Annotated in this window: 16 protein-coding genes and 1 pseudogene; 7 read left to right on the top strand and 10 right to left on the bottom strand. The window is 62.7% G+C overall.

Features of this window, described 5'->3' with window-relative positions; translation table 11 throughout:
- Positions 1-649: MFS transporter (locus KBB36_RS17960; protein ID WP_290984149.1), on the top strand; the 649-nt coding region annotated here is incomplete at its 5' end.
- A 3-nt stretch (positions 650-652) separates the two neighbouring features.
- Here KBB36_RS17960 and KBB36_RS17955 read toward each other — a convergent pair.
- Entirely contained in the window at positions 653-3,742 is a 3,090-nt protein-coding gene (locus KBB36_RS17955; protein WP_290984146.1) for an efflux RND transporter permease subunit, read from the bottom strand.
- A 3-nt stretch (positions 3,743-3,745) separates the two neighbouring features.
- Positions 3,746-4,849, bottom strand: a complete 1,104-nt coding sequence (locus tag KBB36_RS17950; protein WP_290984143.1) for an efflux RND transporter periplasmic adaptor subunit — start codon at positions 4,847-4,849, stop codon at positions 3,746-3,748.
- A 206-nt stretch (positions 4,850-5,055) separates the two neighbouring features.
- Between KBB36_RS17950 and KBB36_RS17945 the strand changes: the two genes are divergently transcribed.
- Positions 5,056-5,643, top strand: a complete 588-nt coding sequence (locus KBB36_RS17945; protein ID WP_290984141.1) for a TetR/AcrR family transcriptional regulator — start codon at positions 5,056-5,058, stop codon at positions 5,641-5,643.
- Here the strand turns inward: KBB36_RS17945 and KBB36_RS17940 are convergent.
- Together KBB36_RS17940 and KBB36_RS17935 are read right to left on the bottom strand one after the other, a co-directional pair.
- Complete coding sequence (locus KBB36_RS17940) at positions 5,640-7,385, bottom strand: RimK family protein (RefSeq protein WP_290984138.1); 1,746 nt, start codon at positions 7,383-7,385, stop codon at positions 5,640-5,642. The two genes, KBB36_RS17945 and KBB36_RS17940, sit on opposite strands and share 4 nt — an antisense overlap.
- Before the next feature lie 8 nt (positions 7,386-7,393).
- Positions 7,394-7,846: a GNAT family N-acetyltransferase gene (locus KBB36_RS17935; protein WP_290984135.1), complete on the bottom strand. Its 453-nt coding sequence runs from the start codon at positions 7,844-7,846 to the stop codon at positions 7,394-7,396.
- A gap of 121 nt (positions 7,847-7,967) precedes the next feature.
- Here KBB36_RS17935 and KBB36_RS17930 point away from each other — a divergent pair, with 121 nt between their 5' ends.
- Positions 7,968-8,249 (top strand): Rap1a/Tai family immunity protein, encoded by a 282-nt coding sequence (locus KBB36_RS17930; RefSeq protein WP_290984132.1) that lies wholly within the window; start codon positions 7,968-7,970, stop codon positions 8,247-8,249.
- Positions 8,250-8,265: 16 nt separating this feature from the next.
- Positions 8,266-9,357 carry a rhomboid family intramembrane serine protease gene (locus tag KBB36_RS17925; RefSeq protein ID WP_290984129.1) on the top strand — a complete coding sequence of 364 codons (1,092 nt, stop codon included), beginning with the start codon at positions 8,266-8,268 and terminating at the stop codon, positions 9,355-9,357.
- 13 nt (positions 9,358-9,370) lie between these two features.
- Here KBB36_RS17925 and KBB36_RS17920 read toward each other — a convergent pair whose 3' ends face one another.
- From KBB36_RS17920 to KBB36_RS17895, 6 genes are read right to left on the bottom strand one after another with little or no spacing between them, the layout of a single operon-like run.
- Complete coding sequence (locus tag KBB36_RS17920; protein ID WP_290984126.1) at positions 9,371-10,435, bottom strand: tartrate dehydrogenase; 1,065 nt, start codon at positions 10,433-10,435, stop codon at positions 9,371-9,373.
- Positions 10,436-10,482: 47 nt separating this feature from the next.
- Entirely contained in the window at positions 10,483-11,697 is a 1,215-nt protein-coding gene (gene glp, locus KBB36_RS17915) for a gephyrin-like molybdotransferase Glp (RefSeq protein ID WP_290984123.1), read from the bottom strand.
- A complete protein-coding gene (gene moaC, locus KBB36_RS17910) occupies positions 11,694-12,179 on the bottom strand; it encodes a cyclic pyranopterin monophosphate synthase MoaC (RefSeq protein ID WP_290984120.1) in 486 nt (161 codons plus the stop codon). The genes glp and moaC overlap by 4 nt, the downstream gene beginning before the upstream one ends.
- A complete protein-coding gene (gene trpC, locus KBB36_RS17905; RefSeq protein ID WP_290984117.1) occupies positions 12,179-12,982 on the bottom strand; it encodes an indole-3-glycerol phosphate synthase TrpC in 804 nt (267 codons plus the stop codon). The genes moaC and trpC overlap by 1 nt, the downstream gene beginning before the upstream one ends.
- A gap of 9 nt (positions 12,983-12,991) precedes the next feature.
- Positions 12,992-14,038, bottom strand: coding sequence for an anthranilate phosphoribosyltransferase (trpD, locus tag KBB36_RS17900; protein WP_290984114.1), 1,047 nt, complete (start codon positions 14,036-14,038; stop codon positions 12,992-12,994).
- A complete protein-coding gene (locus tag KBB36_RS17895) occupies positions 14,035-14,652 on the bottom strand; it encodes an aminodeoxychorismate/anthranilate synthase component II (RefSeq protein ID WP_290984111.1) in 618 nt (205 codons plus the stop codon). Before KBB36_RS17895 ends, trpD begins: the two co-directional genes overlap by 4 nt.
- A gap of 129 nt (positions 14,653-14,781) precedes the next feature.
- Here KBB36_RS17895 and KBB36_RS17890 point away from each other — a divergent pair, with 129 nt between their 5' ends.
- The 3 genes and pseudogenes from KBB36_RS17890 to KBB36_RS17880 form a co-directional block, all read left to right on the top strand.
- Positions 14,782-17,154: a methyl-accepting chemotaxis protein gene (locus tag KBB36_RS17890; protein WP_290984108.1), complete on the top strand. Its 2,373-nt coding sequence runs from the start codon at positions 14,782-14,784 to the stop codon at positions 17,152-17,154.
- 117 nt (positions 17,155-17,271) lie between these two features.
- Positions 17,272-18,336, top strand: a complete 1,065-nt coding sequence (locus KBB36_RS17885; protein WP_290984105.1) for a TRAP transporter substrate-binding protein — start codon at positions 17,272-17,274, stop codon at positions 18,334-18,336.
- 128 nt (positions 18,337-18,464) lie between these two features.
- Positions 18,465-18,745 (top strand): annotated as a pseudogene (locus tag KBB36_RS17880) (TRAP transporter small permease subunit); the annotation flags it as partial.

Genomic DNA, 18,745 nt, shown 5'->3' with positions numbered 1-18,745 from the left:
CAGCAGCGGCAAGGCGGCGCCGAAGCAGCAGGCCCGGGTGCCGCGCAATATCATGATCCGCGCCTTTGTGGTGCTGTCGCTGGTCACTATTGGCGACGGGGTAAATTTTAACGCTGGCACGGTTTCGCTGCCCAAGCTGTTTGAGGAACAGCTCAATCTCGGCAGCCTGACCACCTTTGGTGTTGGCCTTACGGCGGCGCTGGTCTTCTCCTTCGGCGCCATGGCGCAATTGATTGTGGGCAATGTGATCGACCGGCTGCCGTTGCGCCGGGTTTTTGTGCCAATCGCGGCGATCCAGGCGCCGTGCTTTTTCTTTGCCGGCTGGGCCTTCGGCTGGCCGTTGCTCGGCTTCACCGCCGGCGTGATGTTTGCGCTGTTTGGCCAGGTAACGATCAATGACGCCATGATCGCGCGCTATACCAGCGATTCCTGGCGCGCCCGCGCTTTTGCCGTGCGTTATGTGATGTCATTCAGCGCCAGCGCCCTGGCGGTGCCGCTGATCACCTTCTTCCATGGCCGCAGCGGCAATTTTGAGGCGGTCTACACTGTTCTGGCAGCTCTCGGCGCGGTCATCTTCCTGGCCGCGCTCGCCTTTCCGCATCGGCCCGAGGAAATCGCCCCGGCGCCGGCTCAGGCTGCGGCCGAGTAGGGTTTACTCGGCCGGATGTGCCGGGGCATGCGCATCGTGAACCGGTGCGGCATGCAGTGACGGCTTTTTGCTGCGGTCGCGGGCGATCAGGGTGTAGACGGTGGGCACCACGAACAGCGTCAGCAAGGTGCCGAGCAGCAGGCCGCCGACGATGACGAGGCCGATCTGGTTGCGGCTTTCGGCGCCGGCGCCCATCGCCATGGCCAGCGGCAATGCACCCAGCACCATGGCGGCGGTGGTCATCAGGATCGGGCGCAGGCGCAAGGCGGATGCCTCGATCACCGCTTCAACCCGCGCGCGGCCCTGTTCCTGAAGCTGATTGGCGAATTCCACGATCAGGATGCCGTTCTTGGTGATCAGGCCCACCAGCGTCACCAATCCCACCTGGCTGTAGATATTCATCGTGCCGCCGCCATATTTCAGCGCCAGCAGGGCGCCGGTCATCGAGAGCGGCACGGTGAGCATGATGATGAAGGGATCGATGAAACTTTCAAACTGCGCCGCCAGAACCAGATAGATGAAGGCGAGCGCCAGGATGAACGTAAAGTAGATATCGCCGGAAGCCTGCTTGAATTCACGCGACTGGCCATTGTAGTCGATCTGGGCGGTTTTGCCCAAGACGGCGCGGGCGGCTTCCTCAAGCTGGGCCAGCGCTTCGCCTTCGGAATAGCCTGGCGCCACGTTGGCCGTGATATCAGCGGCGCGCAGCTGGCTCATGCGGGTCAGTTCGCGCGCGGTGAGTGATTCACGCACAGCGACCAGATTGGACAATTGCACCATCTGACCATCGCTGCCACGCACATAGATTTTCGACAGGTCATCCGGGTTGGTGCGGTCCACATTCGCCACCTGCACGATCACATCATACTGCTTGCCATTCTGCTTGAAGCGCGTCACCTGACGGCCGCCAAGCATGGTTTCCAGTGTGCGGCCGATGGTATCCACCTCAATGCCCATATCGGAGGCCTTGTCGCGGTTTACCGCCACCTTGATTTCGGGCTTGTTCAGCTTGAGGCGGGTATCGACATTGGCCAGTGCCGGATATTTTTCCGCCTCGGCCAGCACCTTGGCCACCATGCGGTTCAACTCTTCATATTCCACATTGGCTTGCAGCACGATCCACACCGCCGGTGATCGCAGATTCTGGCCCAGGGAACGCGGATTGTCGGCAAAGGCCTGCACGCCGGCCAGTTCGCGGAATTTTGGATTGAGCTGGGTGACAATTTGCTGTTGCTTGCGCTCGCGCTCGTTCCAGTGTTTCAGGCGGGTGAACGACGTGCCTTGCGAAACAATCGGATTGCCAGAGACAACAAAACGCGCCTCGGCTTCGGGAACGCCTTCAACCAGCTTCTCGACCTGGCGGGCATATTTTTCCATGTAATTGATGGTGGCGCCTTCCGGGCCGTTGAAACTGCCTACCACGGTACCGCGATCTTCCACTGGCGAAAGCTCAGGCTTCAGGCCTTTGAACAGGAAATAGCTGCTGCCGGCAAAGACGATGCCAACCAGGATGACCAGGAAGCGTAGCTTGAGCGTGCCGGCGAGCATGCGGCGATAGCCATTGGTGATGCCATTCAGCACATTCTCCACCAGATTATAGAGAAAGCCGTGCTTGGATTCATGGCGCAGCATATGACCGCACATCATCGGGCTGAGTGTCAGTGCCACGAAGCCGGAAATCAGCACCGCGCCAGCCAATGCCCAGGCGAATTCAGTGAACAGCCTGCCGGTGGTGCCGCTCATGAACCCGATTGGAGCGTAGACCGCTGCCAGGGTCAGCGTCATCGCCACCACGGCGAAACCAATTTCTTTGGCGCCCTTGAAAGCGGCATCCATGGGCCGCATGCCTTCTTCAATATGGCGATAGATGTTTTCCAGCACCACGATGGCATCATCCACCACCAGCCCAATTGCCAGCACCATGGCCAGCAGGGTAAGGGTGTTCACGGTGAAGCCGAGCACATACATGATGGCAAAAGCGCCCAGCAAAGAGGCCGGAATGGTAACCACCGGAATCAGCGTGGCCCGCCAGTTGCGCAGGAACAGGAACACCACCGCCACCACCAGCAACACCGCTTCGCCGATGGTGCGATAGACAGACTCGATCGATGCCTCGATGAAAACAGAAGTGTCATAGGCCACTTCGGCCCGCATGCCTTCCGGCAGGCTGCTGAGGATTTCGGGCAGGGCCTCACGCACACCGCGTGAAATATCCAGCGGATTGGCCACGGCCTGCTTCACGATGCCAAGCGAAACCGCCGGCTTGCCGTTGAAGCGCACGCTGACGCGCTCGTCCAGCGGCCCGATCACGGCATTGCCGACATCGCGCAGCCGCACCGGATAACTGTTCACTTCACGCACAATGATGGCATTGAATTGTTCCGCCGTGCGCAGGTCGGTTTCCGACAGCACGGTGAATTCCATATTCTGGCTTTCGATGCGGCCGGCCGGCACTTCCACATTCTGCCGGCGCAGCGCGCCTTCCACATCCTGTGGTGTCAGGTTATAGGCGGCGAGGCGGGCGGCATCGAGCCAGATGCGCATCGAATAGCGGCGTTCGCCAAAAATGCGCGCCTCGGCAACGCCAGCAATCGATTGCAGCCGGTCCTTCACATAACGATCGGCATAATCGGTCAATTCCAGCGACGAGTGGCGATCGGAAGAAAAGGCGACATACAGCACCGGCTGCGCATCGGCTTCCACTTTGGACACCACCGGCTCATCGATCTCGGTCGGCAGTTTGCCACGCACACGGCTGACGCGGTCGCGCACATCGTTGGCGGTGGATTCAGCGTCGCGGTTGAGCTTGAAGCGCACCACCACCAGGCTGGTTTCCGGTCGCGTGATCGAGCGCACAAAATCGATGCCTTCGATGCCGGCGATGGATTCCTCCAGCACGCGCGTAACCTGGCTTTCAATCACTTCGGCGCTGGCGCCGCGGAAGGTGGTCTGCACCAGCACTACCGGCGGGTCGATATTGGGATATTCGCGTACGGTCAGGCGGCTGAACGACACCAGGCCGATCAGCACCACCACCAGGCTGAGCACAGTGGCAAAAACCGGGCGGCGGATGCAGAGTTCGGAGATACCCATGGCTTAGCTGCCCCTCACTTCGGCCTGGCGCACAAACTGCCCGTCGCGCAGCTTCACGCCGCCTTCCACCACGATCCGGTCGGTGGCGGCCAGGCCTTCCAGCACCTCCACTTCGCCAGCGCGGCGCAGGCCGGTGCGCAGCTTGGTTTGCACAGCCCTGCCATTCACCACCTTGAACACGGTGATATCCTGGCCGGCCGGCACCAGGGCGGTTTCCGGCACCAGCACGGCATTGGCGCGGTCTTCCACGATCAGGGTGACACGGGCGAACATGCCGGGGCGAAGCTGTTTGTCGCTGTTGGGCAGGCGGGCGCGCAGGATGGCGGCGCGGCCATTCGGATCAAGCGCCGGATCAAGCGCATAGACCTTGCCCTCAAAACTACTGCCGGGCAGGGCGTCGAGCCGCAGGTTGATAACCTGATTCACCGCAACAAGCCGCGAATAGACTTCCGGGATGCGGAAATCGACCTTCAACTGATCCAGGCCTTCCAGATTCACCATCGCCTGGCCCGGATTGACATAATCGCCAACACTGACCTGCCGCAGGCCGAGCACACCGTCAAACGGCGCCAGGATGGTGCTTTTGTCCAGCGTTGCCTGGGCCAGCGCCAGTGCGGCTTCGTCGGCGGCAAGCTTGGCAGTGGCCTCATCCTTGGTGCGTTGCGTGCCGGCACCTTTGCCAAACAATTCGTCGGCGCGGGCATAATTGGCACGGCTCAGCACGATGCTGGCGCGGGCCTGCGCCACCTGGGCGCGGGCGATGCTGGCATCCAGCCGCACCAGCGGCGTACCACGTTTCACCGGCTGGCCTTCCTCAAACAGGATTTCCGTGATGCGGCCGGCAATTTCGGGCCGCAGGATCACCGATTCATTCGAACGCAGGCTGCCCACGGCTTCGATCTGCTGCCGGGCATTGCCGAGCTTCGGCGCGCGGATATCCACCGGGATCGGATTACGTTCCGAACCTTGCTGCGGTGGCGCAGTGGGCGCAGCGGGGGCGGCGGAAACCAGGGCCAGTTGGTCACGCAATTCAGGGCCATAAAAATGCCAGCCCGCACCAGCAGCCACCAATACAGCCAGCAGGCCAAAACCAAGCGCCTTTTTCATCCGGAAATCCAACCCCTGTGTGATGCGAGCTTGCACAATGCAGTGCGGCGGGCATGCAGATGCCGGGGCGCCTTGCCATGCAACTTCTATAACTATACTGTATAGTTCAGTAATAGCGAATGCAAATGGATGTGATGGCGCAAACGCCCAAAAAAACCGTGAGGAAATCGGCGATCAAGGTTAATGGCCGCCGCCCGGGACGGCCGGTGGACGAAGCCAAAATTGCCGGCATTCTGGCCGTGGCGATGCAGCTTTTTCTTGCGCATGGCTATGGTGCCACCAGCATGGACTTGATCGCCCGTCACGCAGGTGTCTCAAAAATCACCGTCTACGCTCATTTTTCCAGCAAGGCGGCGTTGTTTGCGGCAATCATCAACGAACTGGCCGGCACCTTGACCCAGGCCATCGAACAATTGGGCTTTGACGGCCTGCCGCCGGAGCAGGCCTTGACCGAGGTTGGCCGTTCCTATCTGCGGCTTGCTTTGGCGCCACGCTCGCTGGCGTTGCATCGCCTGATCATCGCCGATGCCGGTCGCGTTCCCGGCCTGGGGCGCCTGATCCATCAGAGCGGTCCGCGCCCGATTGTGCTGACCCTGGCGGCTTATCTCAAAGGCCGGCCGGAACTGGCCATTGACGATGCTGCGCTGGCAGCCGAGCAATTCCTCGGCATGGTACTGGGGCATAACCAGCTTGGCCTGCTGCTGGCTGCCAAGCCACCCGCCAAAACCCGCGCCGCCATCAACGGCATCGTGGATCACGCCGTCAAACTGTTCCTGGCCGGCTGCCGCCGTTAGCTGCGGCTCTTGCCGATCGGATAGGGCAGGCTGGAATCCTCTTCATTACGCCCGGTATTCACCACTTGCGGCCGGCCGGCGCCCAGCGCTTGGCTCAGCACCTGGGAAGAAACTTCGGCTGCAATACGGGCGGCAATCTCGCCGGAAACCTGCGCTGCCACCTTGGCGGCCACCTGGGCGGCGATCTGGGCCGGGGAGGGCGCGCCCTGCGGCAGATTGAAGCCGCTAGCAAGGCTAAGCGGCGGCATCACCGGTGTCTGTGCGGGCAGCGCGGCTTCGGCATTGCCGCTGCGGCCTTCCAGTCGGCGGATGAATTCCTGGATGATGCGACGGTAGAGGTCATCTTTCAGCACGGCATCTTCTTCGCCCTGGTTGATCGAGGGATTGTCATTCACCTCGATCACCACCACGCCCTTGGCGGTCTGCTTCAGGTCAACACCATAAAGCCCGTCGCCGATCAGATTGGCGGCTTTCAGCGCCATCTGCACGATCTCATCCGGCGCCTGCTCCACCGGCAGGGTGCGGAAGCCACCTTCGGTGAAACGGCCGCCCTCGCCATGCTTCACCACCTGCCAATGGCCGCGCGACATGAAATACTGGCAGGCGAAAATCGGCTGGCCGCGCAGGATACCGATACGCCAGTCAAAATCGGTGTAGAGATATTCCTGCGCCAGGATCACATCGGATTCACGCAGCAAACGCCCAGCACCTTCCAGCAACTGGGCACGATCCGCCGCCTTAATGATGCCGCGCGAAAAACTGCCATCGGGGATTTTCAGGATCACCGGATAAGGGATTTCCTGCTCCACCGCCTCGATGCCGCTCTTGTCCAGCACCACAGTCTTGGGCGTGGGGATTTTATTGGCCTTGAGCAATTCAGCCAGATAGACCTTGTTGGTACAACGCAGGATCGAGGTTGGATCGTCGATCACCGCCATGCCTTCCTTCTCGGCCTTCTTGGCGAAGCGGTAGGTGTGGTGGTCCAGCGCCGTGGTCTCGCGGATAAACAGCGCGTCATATTCAGCCAGCTCGGCGTAGTCCTTCTTTTCGATCAGTTCCACATCCACGCCCATCTGCTCGCCGATACGGGCAAATTTCTGCAAGGTGCGACGGTCGGAAGGTGGCAGCACTTCAGCCGGGTTATGCAGGATGGCGAGTGAGTATTTTGCCACGCTCTTGGCCTTGGGCGTACGCCAGCCGGCGCGGGTATAGGCATCCAGGGCGCGCTCGAAGAATTCCTGCTGTTCCGGCTTCACATCGCCCAGCGCCATCGGCCGGATCGAGGCGATATGCCAGCCATCCTCGGGCGAGATGTTGAGCTTGAGCAGCGGACAGCGGAATTCGTCGAACACCCTGCGCGCCAGATCGGGGAAGCGCAGGTCATCGCTGCGGCCAAAGAAGATATGGATCGAGAAGGGCGCAGTTGGCACCATCACCAGCTTTTTGAGTTGCTGGGCCAGCAATTCATCCAGTTCCGGCAGCGCATGGGTGTAGATGCTGCGCTCGCGCAGTTCCAGGATGGTCTTGACGCTGGGGATCACCTTCTGGTTCCGCGCCTCGGCCAGCAGCGAGCAGTAATAGCCATAGCCGAGATAGGAATAATCCTTCGACAGGTTGATGATCTTGGCGCGCTTGTCCTGCACCAGCTCGGGCCGGGTGATGAATTCACGGTTGTTCAGCACCAGGCAACCGGGATTGCGGTAGCGGAAATGGGTCTTGCGCTCGACAATGATCACATGCATGGGAAAGCTCAGTTAGGCGGGCGGCCGGAAAGCGGCTTGGCAAGGCGCAGCGCATCGGCGCCATCCTCATAATAGCCCGCCAGCCGGCCGGTCATTTCATAGCCCGATTCGCGATAGAGCGCGAGGGCAGCTTTGTTGCGCGCGGCCACTTCCAGCCGCATTTCCTGGCAGCCGTTTTTGCGCGCCGCCAATTCCAGAGCGCGCAGCATGCGGCGGCCCAGGCCGAGGCCACGCGCTGCCGGATGCACGGCGATGGAATAGAGCCGGGCGGCGGCGCTATCGGCCCGGGTGAAGAGAAGGCCCGCCGCCATCAGTTGGCCGGCCTGTTCGATCACGCGCAGGGTGGCGCGCGGGCTGGTCAGGGCGCGGGCATAGGAGCGGCGCGAAAACCGGTCGGTGCGGAAGCAGGTCTGTTCCAGCGCCCAAAGCGCATCCAGGTCGGATAATCGCGCCGGTCGCAATCGCAGCTTGCCTATCTGGCCAATATTGCCTAACGCTAATTGCCTTGCCGCAGCCACCGGACCCGCCATGCCTGTCATTTACGACGCACAGATTAGCTGCGCCCTGTGGCGAAACAAAGGCATGTTGGTGGTGCTGCTGCTGTTTACATTGCCGGCCTGGGGCGCCGAGCCATCACTCGACGAACGGCCCTGCCGCTCACGCGATGCCTATTGCCAGGGCTATGTCGCGGGCATCCTGGATTCCCTGCGCATCGGCGGCAAGGTCTGCCTGCCGGCCGCCATCCCGCCGCCACGGGTGGAGTTCATCGTGCGCGACTGGCTGGCATTGCACCCAACCCTGATTTCGCAGGCCGGCGCTGAATTGATCGCCAGCGCCTTGCAGAAATCATTCCCATGCAAGTGATCGTGGCGGGGCGGCAATGATTGTTGTGCATATGCTGGCCTTTCTGGTCGGCCTGATCCGGCGCAAACCCAGTCTCTGGCTATGGCTGGTTGGCACAGCATGGCTTTGCGTTTTTGGATATCTCGCTTTGGACGGCAATATCTCGGCCTACCGTATCGCCCCGCCGCGTTTGCTGGAATACGGCGCCGCCTATGGGCCGGCATTGGCGGCCGGTGAATACTGGCGGCTGCTGGCGGCGCCCTGGCTGCACGGGACCCTGACCCATACGCTCTATTCAGCGGCCATGCTTTGGCTGCTCGGCGGTATTGCCACCCGCCTTTTTGGCGCCGGGGCGAGTTTTGCGGTCTTCACTGCGGGGCTGGCAACCGGTTTTGGCCTCAGCCTGCTGGTGCATGGCGACCAGTATCTGATGGTTGGCGGCTGGGGCGGGCTTTCCGCGCTGGCCGGTTTGGTGCTGGCCTATAGTTTTGTCCACCGCAAGCCGGGCTGGCCGGTTGGTCTGGCCTTTCTGCATCTGCTGCTGATTTCGATCCATGGCACGGCCATCAGGCAGTTGGCGCAGATTGGCTTCCTGCCGCAATTGGTGTGTTTTCTGCTGGGCGTGGCGATTGGCTATATTCTGCTGCGTTTGCCGTTGTCGGGGCGCGGCCTGATCAATGCGCGCTGGGCCGGGATCGCCTTCATGGCTGGCTTGCCGCTATTCGCCGGTCTGGAACGATTGCCGGAAAGTGAGCGCTGGCCGGGGGAAATCAAGGCTTTTGACAGCCTGTACCGCTTTGAGGCCGGCTTGCTCGCGGCCGGCATGCAGATCGACGATGTGGTGGTTTGGGGGCGCCAGGACCAGGAGGCGGTCTTGCAGTTGGACATGCCGGTGCTACAGGCAGAGCTGGTCCAACTCGGGCTTGTTGCGCGGGATATAGCGCCGGGGCGCCTGCATGACCGCCTAGCGGCCGCGCAGGATGTGGTTCGGGTGCTGATCGCCAGTCAGTTCATCTATCGAATGACTGGCCCGCAAACCACGGCTGCGGGCCAGCAGATGTGGAAAAACATGCAGCAGAACCAGCGCACGGCGCTGCGGCGGTATTTCGCCACCTATTATCTCGGCTAATAAAGCGGCGGCTTCAGCCCGCCGCCACCACCTCGGCGATGGCCTTGCCAACATCCTGGGTGTTGGCCTGACCGCCCATATCGGGCGTGCGCGGGCCGGCTTCCAGAACGGTCTCAATGGCCTTGAGCACGGCATCGGCTGCCGCCTTGTGGCCAAGATGCTCCAGCATCATGGCGCCGGACCAGACCTGGGCAATCGGATTGGCGATGCCCTTGCCGGCAATATCCGGCGCCGAGCCATGCACCGGCTCGAACAGCGACGGGAATTTGCCTTCCGGGTTGAGGTTGGCCGAGGGCGCGATGCCGATGGTGCCGGTACAGGCCGGGCCAAGGTCGGAGAGGATATCGCCAAACAGGTTGGAACCCACCACCACGTCGAACCAATCCGGATGCAGCACAAAATGCGCCGTCAAAATGTCGATATGAAATTTATCCACCCGCACGCCCGGATAGTTCTTCGCCATTTCCACCACGCGCTCGTCCCAATAAGGCATGGTGATCGAGATGCCGTTCGACTTGGTGGCCGAGGTGAGATGCTTCTTGGGCCGGCTTTGCGCCAGGTCGAAAGCGAATTTCAGGATACGATCCGTGCCGGTGCGGGTGAGGAAGGTTTCCTGCACCACAAATTCGCGCTCGGTGCCGCCGAACATGCGGCCACCGACCGAGGAATACTCACCCTCGGTATTTTCACGCACCACATAAAAATCAATATCTCCCGGCTTGCGGTTGGCCAGCGGCGAGGGGATGCCCGGCATCAGCCGCACCGGACGCAGATTGACATACTGGTCGAATTCGCGGCGCCACTTGATCAGCGAGCCCCAGAGCGAGATATGATCTGGCACTTTCTCCGGCCAGCCCACGGCGCCAAAGAAGATCGCGTCATGGCCGCCGATCTGCTGCTTCCAATCCTCCGGCATCATCATGCCATGCTTGAGGTAATAGTCGCAGGACCAGTCAAAGCTGTCGAAGCTGAAATCGATATTGAACTTGCGTGCGGCCGCATCCAGCACACGCAGGCCTTCCGGCACCACTTCCTTGCCAATGCCGTCGCCGGGGATCACTGCAATACGATGGGCCATTTGTGGTTTCCTCCCTTAATGCTTCTGAATGGCAAGTTATATCGGCCTTATGGCCGCAGCCGGATGAACGGCACCGGCTCGCCGGCCCGCAAAGGCGGCGCCAGCGGTGGCCGCACCACCAGGCCATCGGCCTCGCTCAACAACCGCAGCATGGAACTATCCTGGCGTGACGAGGCATCGGCCAGCAGGCGCCCGGCTTCGTCCTGCCGCAACCGGGCGCGCAAGTAATCCTCACGTTTGTCATTGGCCGCCAGATCGGTGGCGCTGAGCACGGTTTCTGTATTGATCGCCCAATCCAGGCCCAACATGGCGCGGATCGCCGGACGCACAAAAAGCTGGCCGCAGACCATGGCGGAAACCGGATTGCCGGGCAGGCCGAGCAGCGGCACGTGGCCTTTATCGCCAAGATCAGCTTGGCCGAACATCAGCGGTTTGCCTGGCCGCATGGCGATGCGCCAGAAATCGATGCCGGCGCCGCCCGTGCCAAGCACCTTATGGATCAGGTCATGCTCGCCAACACTGGCGCCGCCCAACGTGATCAGCAGGTCGCAGCCGGCGGCACCGGCCGCCTTGGCGCGCAGATCGGCTTCTGTATCCAGGGCGATGCCCAGGTCTAACGCCTCACCACCGGCCTGGGCCACCAGGGCGCAGAGGCCAAAGTTGTTAGACGAGACAATCTGGTTCGGGCCGATGGGGTCGCCGGGCCGGGCCAGCTCGTCGCCGGTGGCCAGCACGGCGATACGCGGTTTGCGCCGCACCGGCAGCCAGGGCCGGTTCATCGCGGCGGCCAGCGCGATGTCGCTCGGCGCCAGCAGCCGGCCTGCCGGCAGCAAGGCGTCGCCCTCGGCAAAATCCAGCCCGGCGCGGCGGATCCATTGCCCAGGCTTCGGCGCCTCACGCACAATCAGGCGGCCATCACTGCCCAGATCGGCATCTTCCTGGATCACGATGGCATCGGCGCCTGGCGGCAAGGGCGCGCCGGTGAAGATGCGCACTGTCTGGCCCGGGCCGACCTCACCATCAAAACGCCCGCCGGCCGCCACGGCGCCGATCGGCTGCAAAGCGCAGGGGATGTTGCCAAGATCGGCCTGCCGTGCCGCCCAGCCATCCATCGCACTCACGGCAAAGGGCGGCTGGGTGCGGCGTGCGGTCAACGCTTCGGCCAGCACCCGGCCCAGCCCAGCCGCCAGCGCAACGGTTTCCGCCGGCATGGCGGGCAGGGCGCCGACAATGCGCTGACGCGCTTCTGCGACCGGGATCATGCCGCCTCGAAGGTGCCGGATTTACCGCCGGATTTATGCAGCAGCCGGATATCGCTGATAATCATGCCGCGATCCACTGCTTTCACCATGTCGTAGAGTGTCAGCGCCGCCACGCTGGCGGCGGTCAGGGCTTCCATCTCCACGCCGGTCTTGCCTTTCAGCTTGCAGGTGGCGGTAATCTCGATGCAATGCTGCTTTTTGCGCGGCGTCAGTTCCACCGTCACCTTGGTCAGCGCCAGCGGATGGCACAGCGGGATCAGTTCATGAGTGCGTTTGGCCGCCATGATGCCGGCGATGCGCGCCGTGGCCAGCACGTCGCCCTTGGGGGCATTGCCCGAAAGGATCAGCTTCAGCGTGGCCGGCAACATCTGGATCCGCGCGCCGGCCACGGCCACGCGCTCGGTCTCGGCCTTGTCCGACACATCCACCATATGCGCATTACCCTGCGCGTCGAGATGCGAAAGCTGCGGCTTTTTTGCCATCACGCGGCCTGTTCGCCGGTCAGCAGCAGGCGGGTGGCGGCGGCCACATCGGCCTGGCGCATCAGGCTTTCACCCACCAGGAAACAGCGCGCGCCGATTTTTGCCATACGGTCCAGGTCGGCCTTGCTGTAAAGCCCGGATTCACTCACCAGCGTGTACCCTGCCGGCACCAGGGCAGCCAGCGCCTCCGAGGTGGCGAGGTCTACGGCCAGGGTCTTGAGGTTGCGGTTATTCACGCCCAGCAGGCGGGATTGCAGCTTCAGCGCCCGTTCGGTCTCGGCGGCATCATGCACTTCCACCAGCACATCCAGGCCGAATTCCTGGGCCGCGGCTTCCAGTTCAGCCGCCTGGGCATCCGACAAAGCCGCCATGATCAGCAGGATACAATCCGCGCCAAGTGCACGCGCTTCCGCCACCTGATAGGGATCGAGCATAAAATCCTTGCGGATGATCGGCAGCGAGACGGCGGCACGCGCCTGGCGCAGATACTCGTCATGGCCCTGGAAATACGGTACGTCGGTCAGCACGCTGAGGCAGGCGGCGCCGCCGGCCAGATAGGCGCGGGCCAGGCTTGCCGGGTCAAAATCGGCGCGGATCAGGCCCTTGGACGGCGAAGCCTTCTTGATCTCGGCGATCAGGCCATATTGCCCGGCGGCCAGCCTGGCCTGCAAGGCCGCATGGAAACCACGTGGCGCCGGGGTGGCACGCGCGGCGATCTCCACCGCTGCATAGGGAGCCGCCGCCTTGCAGGCCGCGATATGCTCCAGCTTGTCGGCGCAGATTTTTGCCAGCACATCACTCATGGCGCATACTCACTCTTTCGGCTCGGCAATGGTTTCATGGGTGATTTCGATCAGCCGGGCCAACGTGGCGCGGGCCTTGCCGCTGTCAATCGCCTCGGCCGCCATGGCGGCGCCATCCTTGAGATTATCCACCTTGCCGGCGATCAACAAAGCCGCGCCGGCATTCAGCAACACAATGTCGCGGAAGGCATTGCGGTCGCCGCCCAGCACGCCGCGCAACGCCACCGCATTGGTGCTCGGGTCGTCACCCTTCAATGCCTCGAACGGCACCCGGCCCAAGCCAGCATCCTCCGGCACAATCTCAAAATCATGCACGGCGCCGTTATGCAGTTCCGAAACATAAGTCGGCCCGGTCAGGGTCATTTCGTCCAGCCCGTCCGAGCCATGCATGACCCAGACACGCTCGGAGCCAAGCTTGCCCATCACGTCGGCCAAAGGCCGCACCCATTGGCGCGAAAACACGCCAAGCAATTGCCGCTTGACGAAGGAGGGATTGGAAAGCGGGCCAAGCAGGTTGAAGATGGTGCGGGTGCCAAGCTCAACCCGGGTCGGGCCGACATGGCGCATGGCGCCGTGATGCCGTGGCGCCATCAGGAAACCGACGCCGGCTTCGCGGATGGCCTTTTCGATCAGCCGCATGTCGCAATCGATATTGACGCCCAAGGCGGTCAGCACATCGGCGGCGCCGGTCTTGGACGACAAGGCGCGGTTGCCATGCTTGGCCACCGGCACGCCGGCTGCCGCCACCACGATGGCCGAGCAGGTGGAGACATTCCAGGTGCCCTTGGCATCGCCGCCGGTGCCGACAATGTCGATGGCATTGTCCGGTGCCGGCACACTGGTGACCTTGGCGCGCATGGTGAGCGCGCCGCCGGTGATTTCGTCCACCGTCTCGCCGCGCACCCGCAAGGCCATCAGGAAGCCGCCCATCTGCGACGGCGTGGCATTGCCCGACATCATCACATCGAAGGCGAGGCGTGAATCCTCCACACTCAGCGTGGCGCCGCCGGCCACCAGATTGAGCAGCCGCTTGAAACTGTCGATATCGCCGCTCATGCCGCCTTGCCCTTGGCTTGCGCCACCACGTCCTCATTCACCGGCAGGCCGCAGGCACGCAGGAAATTCGCCAGCATGGCCAGGCCATGCTCCGAGGCAATGCTTTCAGGATGGAACTGCACGCCATGCACCGGCAGGGCGGCATGCGCCAGCCCCATCATCACGCCATCCTCGGCATGGGCATTGGCGCGCAGGGAATTGGGCAGGCTTTCCGGCGCCACGGTGAGGGAATGGTAGCGGGTGGCGAGCAGGTCTTGCGGCAGGCCGGCAAACACACCGGTATTGTCATGCTTGATGCGGCTCAATTTGCCATGCAGCGGCTTCGGTGCACGCACCACCTGGCCGCCAAAGGCCTGGCCGATGGCCTGATGCCCCAGGCAGACACCAAAAATCGGTGTTGTGTCGGCAGCGGCGTGGATCAGGTCGAGGCAGATGCCGGCTCGGTCGGGATCGCAGGGGCCAGGCGAGAGCACGATGCCCTGTGGCTTCAAGGCCATGACTTCACTGACATTTTTCTCGTCGTTGCGCAAAACCTCAACGCGCTGGCCGAGCATGCCGAAGTAATGCACGAGGTTCCAGGTGAAGCTGTCATAATTGTCGATCAGAACGAGCATGGCGATAATCCTGTTGAGCGCCAGACCCTAGCATAAATGGCCGGTCGCGCTACAGGCTTGCGCCGGCTGCCGGAAAGCTGAACAATCCTCTGATCAAGAAAGAAGAAATCGATCCGGGAGGAACACCAGATGGCGGAACCGCAGAATGCGGCCCACAAGCCGCAGGCGACGGGCAAAACCAGCTCGATACGCCGCAAGTTGTATATCGCTGTGGGCGTGATTGCCGCCACCACGCTGCTTTCAGCGGCCATCGGCTGGGCGTCGTTCCAGCGCCTGGAGCAGGCTTTTGGCCATGTGGTGGAGGAAAGTGGCCCTGCCGTGAGCGCGGCATTGGAACTTTCGGCCCGGGTGGCGGAATTCTCGGCCGCCACGCCCGATCTGCTGACCGCGCAGAACCAGACCGAGGTGAACCAGCGCATCGGCCGGATTCGCGAACAGGCCGCCGTAATCGAACGCGCCATTGCCGCCGTGCCGGAAGCCATGGCCGGCGACAGCCTGGGCGATATCCGCAAGGAGGCCGGCATTCTGCTGGGTTCGATCAACCAGATCCATCAGCTTGTCACCTCGCGCCTGCAAGTGGCCGAGGCGCGCCGCAGTGAAACCCAGAAGCTGACCCAGGCGCATGCCGGTTTTCTGCAAATCGCCACGCCGATGGTGGACGAGGCGGTGTTTGAACTGACCGCCGAGATGACCTCGGTGGCGCGTGACGGCAACCTGCCCAAGATAGAGCAATCCCTGGCCCGGCTGGCACGTGGCGAAGTGCTGATGGTGCAGGGCATCACCACCCTGATCGCCGAGATGAACAATGCCGTTGGCCTGCTGGCGGTGGGCGCCACGGCCGGCAGTGTGGCCGAACTGGAGTCAGTGACGCGGCGCTATACGCTGGCGGCAGATAATGTCAGCCGCACCCTGGCCGCCATCGACAAGCTGAAACCGCAGCCAGACCTGGCCAAGGCGGCCAAGGCGGTGCTGGAATTCGGCGATGAGATGACCGGCCTGCTGACCTATCGCCAGCAGGAGCTTGAATCGGCCGATCTGGGCCGTTCGGTGCTGGATACCAGCCGCCATGCGGCGCGCCGGCTGGCGGAAAGTGTGGGCCTGGTGGTGGGCAAGGCCAACAGCATGGCCGAGGTGACGGCGGCTGATGCGCGTGGCGGCATCCGCAACGGCAAGCTGGTGCTGGCCTTGGTCGGCGCCGCCAGCGTGCTGATCGCCGGTTTTATCGGCTGGTACCATATCGGGCGCCAGGTGGTGGACCCGCTGGGCAGCCTGACTGCGGCAATGGCGCGGCTGGCGCAGCGCGATTGGGCCATGGATGTGCCGAACCGGGCGCGGAATGACGAGATCGGCGCCATGGCTCGCGCCGTGCAGGTATTCAAGGATAATGGCCTGGAGAATGAGCAGCTCCAGCGTCAGGTTGAGCAGGAAAGGCTGGCAGCCGAGGCAGCGCGGCAGGAGCAGGAGGCTTTGCTTGACCGTGCCGTGGGCGAGGTGGTGACAGCGGCTGCTGGCGGTGACCTCTCGGCGCGGATTGATACCAGCCGGCTGGGCGGCACCATGGCGCGGCTGGGCGAGCGGGTGAACGGCCTGCTTGGCACGGTGGATGATGTGCTGGCCGGGCTGGGCCGGGTGCTTGGCGCCATGGCCGAGGGCGACCTGACACGGCGCATCGAAGCAAGCCATGGCGGGGTGTTTGACCAGTTGAAGCAAGATGTGAACAGCACCGGGCAGAAACTGGCCGAATTGATGGGGCAGGTCAGCGGCGCGGCACAGACGGTGCGCGATGCGGCGCATGAAATCTCCGCCGGCTCCAACGATCTGGCCGGGCGCACCGAGCAGCAGGCGGCAAGCCTGGAAGAAACCGCTGCCTCGATGCATGAGATCACTGCAACGGTGAAGCAGAATGCGGAAAATGCCGAAGCCGCCAACCATCTGGCGCTGGCGGCGCGCGGCACGGCGGATCGTGGCGGCCAGGTGGTGCGCCAGGCGGTGTTGGCGATGGGCCGTATCGAGGATGGTTCGGGTCGTATTGTTGATATAGTCGGCCTGATCGACGAGATCGCGTTTCAGACCAACCTGCTGGCGCTGAATGCTTCCGTTGAAGCGGCCCGCGCCGGTGAAGCCGGCAAGGGCTTTGCCGTGGTGGCGCAGGAAGTGCGCGGCCTGGCGCAGCGTTCGGCCGAAGCCTCTAAACAGATCAAGGCGCTGATCGCGGAATCCAATGCGCAGGTGCGAGAAGGCGCCAAACTCGTCAACGATGCGGGCGCGACGCTGGACGAGATTGTCGGCTCGGTAAAGAAAGTGGTGGATATCGTGGCCGAGATTGCCGCCGCCAGCCGCGAGCAGGCCACCGGGCTTGACGAGGTGAATACCGCCGTCTCGAACATGGATGAGATGACCCAGCGCAATGGCGCCCTGGTGGAGCAGACCACGGCTTCGGCCGAGGCGATGGCGGGCCAAGCTGCGCGGCTGACCGATTTGGTGGGCTATTTCCGGGTTTAGTTATCCAAATTGATATGGAAAAGCCCAAAACGATAATCTCAACATGTCTTTATTATTATCGAATCTGTACCTAGAATACGCGCAACCGAAAAAACCAACCTCTAGGGGAGTGAAACAATGGGTATCGGACGTCGTCGTTTCCTGACTCTTGCCGGCACGGCTGCCGCTGGCGCGGCCTTTGGCGCACCGATGGTGATCCGCGATGCACGCGCCCAGGCGCCGCAGGTGACACTGAAGCTGCACCATTTCCTGCCGGCAGTTTCCAATGTGCATACCAAGCTGTGGACCCCCTGGGCCAAGAAGCTGGAAACTGAATCCGGCGGCCGGCTCAAAGTCGATATTTTCCCGGCCATGCAGCTCGGAGGCGCGCCGCCGCAATTGTTCGACCAGGCGCGCGATGGCGTGGCGGATCTGGTCTGGACCCTGCCGGGTAACACGCCGGGCCGTTTCCCGGGCGTGGAAGTATTTGAACTGCCGTTCATTGGCGCCAAGCGCGGCATCGCCAATGCGCCGGCGGTGCAGGAATTCTACGAGACCTATCTGCGCGACGAATTCAAGGACGTGCATCCGATTGTGGTCTGGGCGCATGACGGCGGCCTGATCCATGCCAACAAGCCGGTCAAGGTGATGGAGGATTTGAAGGGCCTCAAGCTGCGCTCGCCGACCCGCTTTGCCGGCGAGGCATTGAAGGCTTTGGGCGCCACCGGCATCCCGATGCCGATCCCGCAGGTGCCGGAGGCGCTGGCGCAGCGCGTGCTGGATGGGTGCGTGGTGCCGTGGGAAGTGGTACCGGCGATCAAGGTGCATGAGTTGGTCAAGAACCATATCGACATCCCGGGTTCGCCGACGCTCTACACCGCCACCTTCATCCTGGCGATGAACAAGGCGAAATACGCCGCCATGCCGGCCGACCTGAAGAAAATCCTCGACGACAATTCCGGCCAGGCCCTGGCCAAGATGGCCGGCGCGATGTGGGATAATGAAGGTGTGGCAGTGTCGGATATGGTGCGCAAGCGCAGCAATTCGATCACCGCGATCACGCCCGATGAAGCGGCGCGTTGGCGCAAGACCACCCAGCCGGTGATCGACGACTGGATCAAGGCGATGAAGGACAAGGGCCTTGATGGCGGCAAGATGATCGAGAATGCCCGCGCCCTGGTCGCCAAGTATGACAAGGTTTGACCGTCTGGCTTTTTGAGCTTGCGGGGATAACAATTTGAGTAGGGACGGACCGGGCAAACAACCCGGTCCGTCTGTCTTATGACAGCATGCCGGCCGGATTAATTCGGCCGTGAAAGGAGCGGGGGCCGATGAACGACAATGACCAGCAGGCGCCGGCCGCTGCCGAGCATGCCGTGTGGCCGCGCCTGACCCGTGCGCTTGCCATCCTTGGCGGCGTGATGGTGATGACATCCGCCTTTGTGGTGGTGGTGAGTGTGCTGGTGCGCTGGAGCGGGCTGGGCGCCATCGGTGGCGATTTTGAGATTGTGCAGATGGCCACGGCTTTGTCGGTATTCTGTTTCCTGCCCTATTGCCAGGCGCGGCGCGGCAATATCATGGTGGATACCTTCACCACATGGCTGCCCAAGGG

The organism is Ferrovibrio sp., assembly GCF_017994015.1.
Classification (GTDB): Bacteria; Pseudomonadota; Alphaproteobacteria; order Ferrovibrionales; family Ferrovibrionaceae; genus Ferrovibrio.
Note: the sequence above shows the minus strand (reverse complement) of the source record. Positions and strands in the feature narration are given on the sequence as shown.